8 protein-coding genes and 1 pseudogene are annotated in these 6788 nt (G+C 68.4%); 3 read left to right on the top strand and 6 right to left on the bottom strand.

The window, feature by feature from the left end:
* A partial coding sequence (locus tag ACWCQ1_RS46965; protein ID WP_451029460.1) for a hypothetical protein occupies positions 1-317 on the top strand: 317 nt, incomplete at its 5' end.
* A 95-nt stretch (positions 318-412) separates the two neighbouring features.
* Here ACWCQ1_RS46965 and ACWCQ1_RS46960 read toward each other — a convergent pair.
* From ACWCQ1_RS46960 to ACWCQ1_RS46950, 3 genes are all read right to left on the bottom strand, one after another.
* Entirely contained in the window at positions 413-562 is a 150-nt protein-coding gene (locus ACWCQ1_RS46960) for a hypothetical protein (protein WP_451029459.1), read from the bottom strand.
* Entirely contained in the window at positions 502-672 is a 171-nt protein-coding gene (locus ACWCQ1_RS46955) for a hypothetical protein (protein ID WP_451029462.1), read from the bottom strand. The genes ACWCQ1_RS46960 and ACWCQ1_RS46955 overlap by 61 nt, the downstream gene beginning before the upstream one ends.
* 315 nt (positions 673-987) lie before the next feature.
* Positions 988-2097, bottom strand: coding sequence for an FAD-dependent oxidoreductase (locus ACWCQ1_RS46950; RefSeq protein ID WP_451029458.1), 1110 nt, complete (start codon positions 2095-2097; stop codon positions 988-990).
* 123 nt (positions 2098-2220) lie between these two features.
* Between ACWCQ1_RS46950 and ACWCQ1_RS46945 the strand changes: the two genes are divergently transcribed.
* Complete coding sequence (locus ACWCQ1_RS46945; protein ID WP_451029457.1) at positions 2221-2814, top strand: TetR/AcrR family transcriptional regulator; 594 nt, start codon at positions 2221-2223, stop codon at positions 2812-2814.
* Positions 2815-2916: 102 nt separating this feature from the next.
* On the opposite strand, the pseudogene ACWCQ1_RS46940 reads toward ACWCQ1_RS46945, so the two are convergent.
* From ACWCQ1_RS46940 to ACWCQ1_RS46930, 3 genes and pseudogenes are all read right to left on the bottom strand, one after another.
* Positions 2917-3204 (bottom strand): annotated as a pseudogene (locus ACWCQ1_RS46940) (transposase); the annotation flags it as partial.
* Positions 3205-3473: 269 nt separating this feature from the next.
* Entirely contained in the window at positions 3474-4955 is a 1482-nt protein-coding gene (locus ACWCQ1_RS46935) for an aldehyde dehydrogenase (RefSeq protein ID WP_451029456.1), read from the bottom strand.
* Positions 4956-5023: 68 nt separating this feature from the next.
* The gene (locus tag ACWCQ1_RS46930; protein ID WP_451029455.1) at positions 5024-5611 is read right to left on the bottom strand and encodes a flavodoxin family protein; all 588 of its coding nucleotides are present in this window, start codon (positions 5609-5611) and stop codon (positions 5024-5026) included.
* Positions 5612-5858: 247 nt separating this feature from the next.
* Between ACWCQ1_RS46930 and ACWCQ1_RS46925 the strand changes: the two genes are divergently transcribed.
* A complete protein-coding gene (locus ACWCQ1_RS46925; protein ID WP_451029454.1) occupies positions 5859-6563 on the top strand; it encodes a TetR/AcrR family transcriptional regulator in 705 nt (234 codons plus the stop codon).
* Positions 6564-6788 lie beyond the last annotated feature (225 nt).

The raw sequence follows: 6788 nt of genomic DNA, 5'->3' as shown, positions 1-6788 counted from the left end.
GCCTCATGTACGTCACGTACATGAGGCGCGGCCCGCAGGACTCCCTCCATGACTTCCACGCGAAGCCCTGTCCAGCCGACACGGCGCGTGTTGACTGCGACATCTCGGTACCGGAAGCGCAACCCGCGCACCGCACCTGCGTCACAGTCTTCGAACGCTCCGACGCCAGCCTGCCGGAGATGACCAGCCGCCAGGCCTTCGGCGCCGAACTGGAGAACCTCCAGATCGACGTCTCCCAGCCCTGTGCTGGACGCCAGCCTCGGCCTTGCGGGCCTTTCCAGGCACGGACATTTCGACTGCACTTCCCGCGGGTGTAGCCGAACGCCCTGGCGTGGACGATGCGGGGGGCGTAGAACCGTGGGAATCACGAACGGCTCGCCGCCCACCCTCACAGAGTCACGCCAAGAGCGGATCACGCGAAGTCCCCCAGCCTCCACAGCCGCACTGTGCCGTCTTGGCTGCCGGTGGCGAGGGTCTTGCCGTCGGGGCTCAACGCCTCGGTTAGGACCGGGGAGGTGAGGCTGGGAGGTCTGCGATTATCTTGCCGTTGGTCGCGTTCCACAGCCGCACGGTCTCGCCCTCGGGCAGGTCGGTGACGAGGGTCTTGCCGTCGGGGCTGAGTTCCACCTGCAGGCCGACGCCCCCGAGATCGCGCACCAGGTCAGCGAACACTGGGGCATCGAGACAAGATCCACCACGTCCGCGACACCACCTTCGCCGAGGACGCCTCGCGCGTGCGGACCGGGACCGCCCTCCGGGTCATGGCCGCACTGCGCAATCTCGCCATCGGCGCCCTTCGCCTCACCAGCTGCGACAACATCGCCGCCGGCCTGCGCAAACACGGCTGAGACGCCGCCTGTCCACTGGCTGCCCTCGGCATCACGTGATCAAATCGGACAGACCCTCTGACGACGCCGCCCTGGGCCGGATGCGGCCGTTCGGGAGAGTGCACATGATTGGCGCGGGAACGTTGGCGGTGAAGTCGGCTCAGGAAGTTGCTGGGGGAACGAGGTGGTTGAGTCCCTGCGCACTGCCCGTCGCGGCCTCGATCGAGCGCGGCAGCATGATGCTCTCGTAGGCCCGGACGGCGTCGTCGACGCTGGATTCCGTGACGAGGGCGTGGGCGAGGTCGGAGCCGTCGAGCATGGCGAGATTGGCGCCCAGCCCGACCGGGGGCATCAGGTGCGCGGCATCGCCGAGCAGCGTGACGCCGGGAACGTGCTCCCAGGTATGCGGGGCGGGCAGGACGAACAGGGACCGGTTGATGAACCCGCTGTCGCTGTTGCGCAGGAGGTAGCGCAGGCTCTCGTCCCAGCCGTCGAACATCGTCAGCAGGTGCGTCCGTACGGCCCGGTGGTCGCCGAGGTCGATACCGGCAGCCACGTGCCAGTCCGCCGGCGCGCGGAGCGCGATGTAGGCGCGGATGTGGCCGTTGCTGTTGCGCTGGGCGACCAGGGTCCTGCCGGTGCCCTTCGCCAGCATTGATCCGTTGCCGACCAGGCGCGCGAGGTCGGGATGGCGGGTGTCGCAGTGGTCGAATCCGGTCTCGACGAAGGTGACGCCGGTGTAGCGGGGTGCGGCGTGGGACAGGGCAGGGCGGACGCGCGACCATGCGCCGTCGGCGCCGACCACCAGGTCGAAGTCCTCGGCGGTGCCGTCACTGAAGAGCAGCTGGCAGGTGCCGTCCGGCAGCGGGGTGGCCCTGCTGACGGCGCGGTCCCATCGCACCGTGCCCTCGGTGATCGAGTCCAGGAACAGACCGCGCAGTTGGCCTCGATCGATCTCCGGCCGGCCGCCGGCGGTGGCCGGCCCCTGATATGCCAGGAGGGCGGCGTCGGCGAAGTCGAGCACACGCCATTCCTCTCCTTCGGGGCGGGAGAGGGCTTGGAATCGGTCGAGAAGGCCCGCTGCACGCAGGGCGGCCTGACCCGTGTCGGCGTGCAGGTCGAGGGTGCCGCCCTGCGGGCGGGCGTCGGCGGAGGCCTCGCGTTCGAAGACGGTGACGGAGTGTCCGTGTTGCTGCAGGACGCGGGCGCAGGTGAGGCCTCCGAGGCCAGCGCCGACAATCGCGATGCGGGGATCACGAGCAGGTTTCATGGGCGTGTCCCTTGGGAGGTGGTGAGCCGCCGGGAGGTCCGGCCTCACCAAGAAAGCACACTCACTAAATATGTGCAACGACTCAACTTTTGTAGTTGCTCCACCCTGGGGTACGGTAGGCGAGTGACCGAACCCACCGGGCGCCGCGAGCGCAAAAAGGCCAAGACCCGCCAGTCCCTGGCCGACGCCGCCCTCGAGCTCTTCCTCGACCGCGGCTACGACCGGGTCGGCGTCAAGGACATCGCCGACGCCGCCGACGTCTCGGTGACCACCTTGTTCAAGCACTTCTCCAGCAAGGAAGCCCTGGTCTTCGACCAGGACAACGACCTGGAGGCGGCGCTCGTTGCCGCCGTGCGCGACCGCACCCCCGGCACCTCGATCCCGCAAGCTCTGCGCGCGCACATCCTGCTGAAGCAGACCCAATACGCCCTGCATGCCACCGACCCGCGGTTCGCCGACTTCACGCGCATGGTGCAGGAAACCCCCGCGCTGCGCGACTACGCCCACCGCATGTGGACGCGCCACGAAACGGCCCTCGCGCGAGCCATCGCCGAGGCCGTCGGCGCCCCCGAGGATGACGTCAGCTGCGCCGCCCTGGCCCATTTCGCCCTTGAGGCCCGCGGCCTCATCCTGCGGCACGCCGAGCCGCACCACGCCGCCGACGAGACCTTCGCATTGCTCGAACACGGCTGGGCGGCTTCCCGCCCGAGCAACTGACCCGGCCTGCGCGGAGACCTGGCGCGCGTAGACGCCTTGCGCGCCCCGGCGGCTCAGGTCGAGTCACCGGGGTGTTCGAGTAGTGAGGGTCGTCATGCCTGTGAGCTCCAGCCCCAGCAGGTACTTCACGTCGATCCTGGCCCGCACCGCGTGCGCTGCCTGTCGGTCCGTCAGGTTCTCAACGAATTGCAGCACGCTTACCAGAGCGAGCTGCCCCGGCGAGACGCCAGGCCGGCCGCGGACCCCGAACGCCTCGCGGAACTCCTCGTTCGAGAACACTGACCCGAGTTGGTCACGGATCCGCATCGCAAGACACCCCTTCGGGAACGCGGCACGTGCGACCGCACTCGTTCCATCCGGAACACCGACAGAAGCCGATCCCATCGACACAGCGCCACCCCCTGTCATGGGGCGACCCATTCACGCGCCCCTGACCAGCAGGATCCGTCCCGCCGCCTGCCTCCGATCGAGTGATCGACGCAAATTCCCTCGAATTGAGCAACAGGGTCATCGAGGGCTGGTACAACTTGCACCGGCTGCACAGCAGCCTCGGCTACCGCAGTCCCGCCGAATACGAGACCGCACTCGCAGCCTGACCACACAAATGGTGTCCGTCGAAGCGGAACCAGCTCACTCGGCCGCTGTCCCCGGCCGGGTGGTCACTCGGCGATGGGGTAGCGCGGCAGTTCGGGACCCTCGATGGTGATCCACTGAAGTTCGGTGAGTTCTTCCAGGCCGGCCCGGCCCCCGGACCTGCCGTACCCGCTGTCCTTCACGCCGCCGAAGGGGATCTGCGGTTCGTCGTCGAGGGTGGCGCCGTTGATGTGGCACATTCCGGTGTTGATCCGTCTGGCCAGGTCGAGGGCGAGGGGGATGTTCCGGGTGAAGACGGCCGAGGTGAGTCCGTAGTCGTTGTCGTTGGCCACCTTGAGGGCTTCCTCGGGCCCGTCGACAGTGACGATGGTGGCCATGGGGCCGAAGGATTCCTCGCGATAGATCCGCATGGCCGGGGTGACGTCGGCCAGCACGGTCGGCGCGAAGCACGGCCCGTCGGCCGTGCCGCCCGCCAGCAGCCGTGCGCCGGCCGCGACGGCGTTCTCCACCAGGCCGGAAAGGCGGGAGACGGTGTCCCGGCCGACCACGGGGCCCAGCACGGTCCGCGGATCGCGGGGGTCGCCGTAGACGACGGTCTTGGCGAGGGCCGCCAGGCGCTGGGTGAATTCGTCGGCGATGCTGCGGTCTACGACGATGCGTTCCGTGGACAGGCAGCCCTGTCCGGAGTTGGCGAACGCGCCGAAGGCGGCGGCGCTGACCGCGTGGTCGAGGTCCGCGTCGGCAAGGACCAGGACCGGTGCCTTGCCGCCGAGTTCGAGGATCGCCGGTTTCAGGTGCGCGGCCGCTTTCTGCCCGACGATGCGGCCGATCCGGGTGGATCCGGTGAAGTGCACGCGCCGCACCGCCGGCTGGGCGATCAGGGCGTCCACCACTTCCGGGGCGTCCTCGGGCGCATTGCTGATCAGGTTGAACACCCCGTCCGGCAATCCGGCCTCAAGGAAGCACTGGGCGACCAGAGAGTGCGTGCGCGGGGTCTGCTCCGATGCCTTCATGACCACGGTGTTGCCGAGCACCAGTGCTGCGGGCACGGAGGCACCCACCAGCAATGCGGGAGCGTTCCACGGGACGATGCACGCGACGACGCCTACCGGCCTGCGCACGGCGATCGAGGTGCGCCCCGGCGTCTCGGAGGGGAGGACTTGTCCGGTCAGGCCCTCGTGGGCCGCACTTGCCGCGTAGCGGATCTTCTCCGTGAGGACCTTGAGGTTGTATCCGCCCCAGGCGGCGGGGCCGCCCATCTCAGCGGTGATGGCCTCGGCCAGGTCCTGTGCTCGTGTCTCCAGTTTTTCGGCAGCCGTCCACAGGATGCGGCGCCGCTCGACCGGCGCCAGTGCGGACCAGGCCGGAAAGGAGTGTTCGGCGGCTTCGACCGCGCGTACGACATCCGCCGGGGAGGCGGCGGCCGCGCGCGAGGCGACTGTGCCGGTGAACGGGTCGTGCACCTCGTAGGTTCGACGTCCCGTCGCGTGCTGCCACGTGCCGTTGATCAGCAGCAGTTGGTCGGTGGTCTCGCTGGTCTGTGTCATGGATTGTTCTCCTGCCTTGGTGGAGCGTTCCGTTCGGAGCGCGTGAAGGCGGCGATGCGTAGGGGAAGTCAGGCGGCAGTGGCGGAAAGGCCGGCACGGTGGATGCGGGTCTGCTCGGCGACGCGGTGGCCGAGGTGGCGGGCGGTGCTCAGGTCGGCCTCGTGGACGGCGGGGGTGTCGTTGAAGCTCTGTGCGCCGGCGCCGAGGTAGAAGCCGAGCCGGTTGTCGTCCTCGATGCTGGACACCGTGGTGTTCCATCCCGGCAGGAGGCCCAGGCTCACCCAGAGCATCCCGTGCTGGGCCGCCAGGAGCGCGAAGTACTGCAGGGTGTGCATCTTGTCGCCGCTCATGGAACCGGAGTTGGTGAACCCGGCGGCGAGCTTGTCGCTCCACGCGCGCGTCATCCACCGCTTGCTGCTGGCTTCTGCGAACGCGTGGAAGGCCCCGGAGGCGCTGCCCATGTAGGTGGGCGAGCCGAAGATGATGGCGTCAGCACCGTCCAGGAGCTCCCAGTCGGCATCGCTGAGGGAACCGACGTCCACGCGGTGGGCCGTCGTTCCGGGAACGGAGAGAGCGCCATCGGCTACCGCCGCGGCGATCTGCGCGGTGTGGCCGTAGCCGGAGTACGAGGCGATGACTACCGAGATGTCCGACATGTTGTTTTCTCCTATCGTCGCCGATTGGCGACACATTGTGATGGTCACGGCGAGGCGCGGGCCTCAGGCCCTCTCGCCGGTGACGCGTGATCGGACAGATTGATCCGTGCGACCCACCGGAGGGCGGCAGCGGTCGTCGGAGACCGTCGCACGCAGGCCGTGGGGGATGAGAACGCCGATCAACTGTTCCGCGTTTGAGCGTACCATCGTTATCACGGTGATACGGGAAATCGCGTATCCTTGTTTCATGCGAGAAGACAAGCGTGCCGCTCGGCGTCAGGTTGTGCAGGTTGCGGCCACGTTGCTGGAGGAGGGCGGGAGCGAGGCGGTATCCGTCCGCGCGGTTGCCGCAGCGGCCGGGATCACGGCTCCGGCGCTGTACCGGATGTTCGAGGACAAGGAAGGGCTGCTTGCCGAGTTGTCGGTCTACGGCTTCGAGATGTATCTGGCCGACAAGCGAGAAGCCTTGAGCCTCTCGGACGATCCGGTCGCCGACCTTTACCGGGGCTGGGACCTGCATGTGAATTTCGGCCTCCGTCATCCGGCGTTCTACTTGCTCATGTACGGCACGGACCGTCCGGGGCACAGCCCTCCAGCTGCGCGCGAGGCCCACGCCCTGCTGGTGAGCCTGCTGGGGAGGGCGGCCCATGCCGGACGCCTTCGCGTACCGGTGGATGAGGCGACCCTGATGGTCCACGCGGCAACAACCGGAGCCACCCTGGCCTTGATCGGCGAAGAGGAGTCAAAGCGTGACCTGGCGGTCTCGGCCCGATTGCGGGACACCGTGCTCGCCACTATCACTGCCGACGCACCCACCTCGTCGGGATCGGACCTGGCCTCGCGGGCACTCGCTCTCGATGCCACGCTCTGCGCCGAGGAACCTGCCCACCTGCCGCTGAGCCCCACAGAGACGGCCCTGCTGCGCGACTGGCTGCGTCGCCTGGCCGGCTGAGGGCCGCGAAAACCTTGATCACCTGGGCTGACTCCGAGGCCCCAGGTCCGCAGGGGCTGGCCGTCAAGCCATCAGATTCTCGCGATGCTGCATGTCACTCACCAGCAAGGCTGCCCTGCAACGCACCTGATCCGCACGTGGACCGTTGTGCTGCTCGCCCACCGCCCTGCCCGGTATCGAGCTCGGTTGCACGGTCGATGCGGGGCGCCGCTCCGTCCGTCCTCC

This window comes from Streptomyces sp. NPDC002144 (assembly GCF_053593695.1).
This window is presented reverse-complemented; position numbering and strand designations above follow the sequence as displayed.

Bases quoted from the DNA above. Each gene is read 5' to 3' on its own strand.
- ACWCQ1_RS46950 (WP_451029458.1), bottom strand. From the start codon at position 2,097: ATGAAACCTGCTCGTGATCCCCGCATCGCGATTGTCGGCGCTGGCCTC.
- ACWCQ1_RS46935 (WP_451029456.1), bottom strand. From the start codon at position 4,955: ATGACACAGACCAGCGAGACCACCGACCAACTGCTGCTGATCAACGGC.
- ACWCQ1_RS46930 (WP_451029455.1), bottom strand. From the start codon at position 5,611: ATGTCGGACATCTCGGTAGTCATCGCCTCGTACTCCGGCTACGGCCAC.
- ACWCQ1_RS46925 (WP_451029454.1), top strand. From the start codon at position 5,859: ATGCGAGAAGACAAGCGTGCCGCTCGGCGTCAGGTTGTGCAGGTTGCG.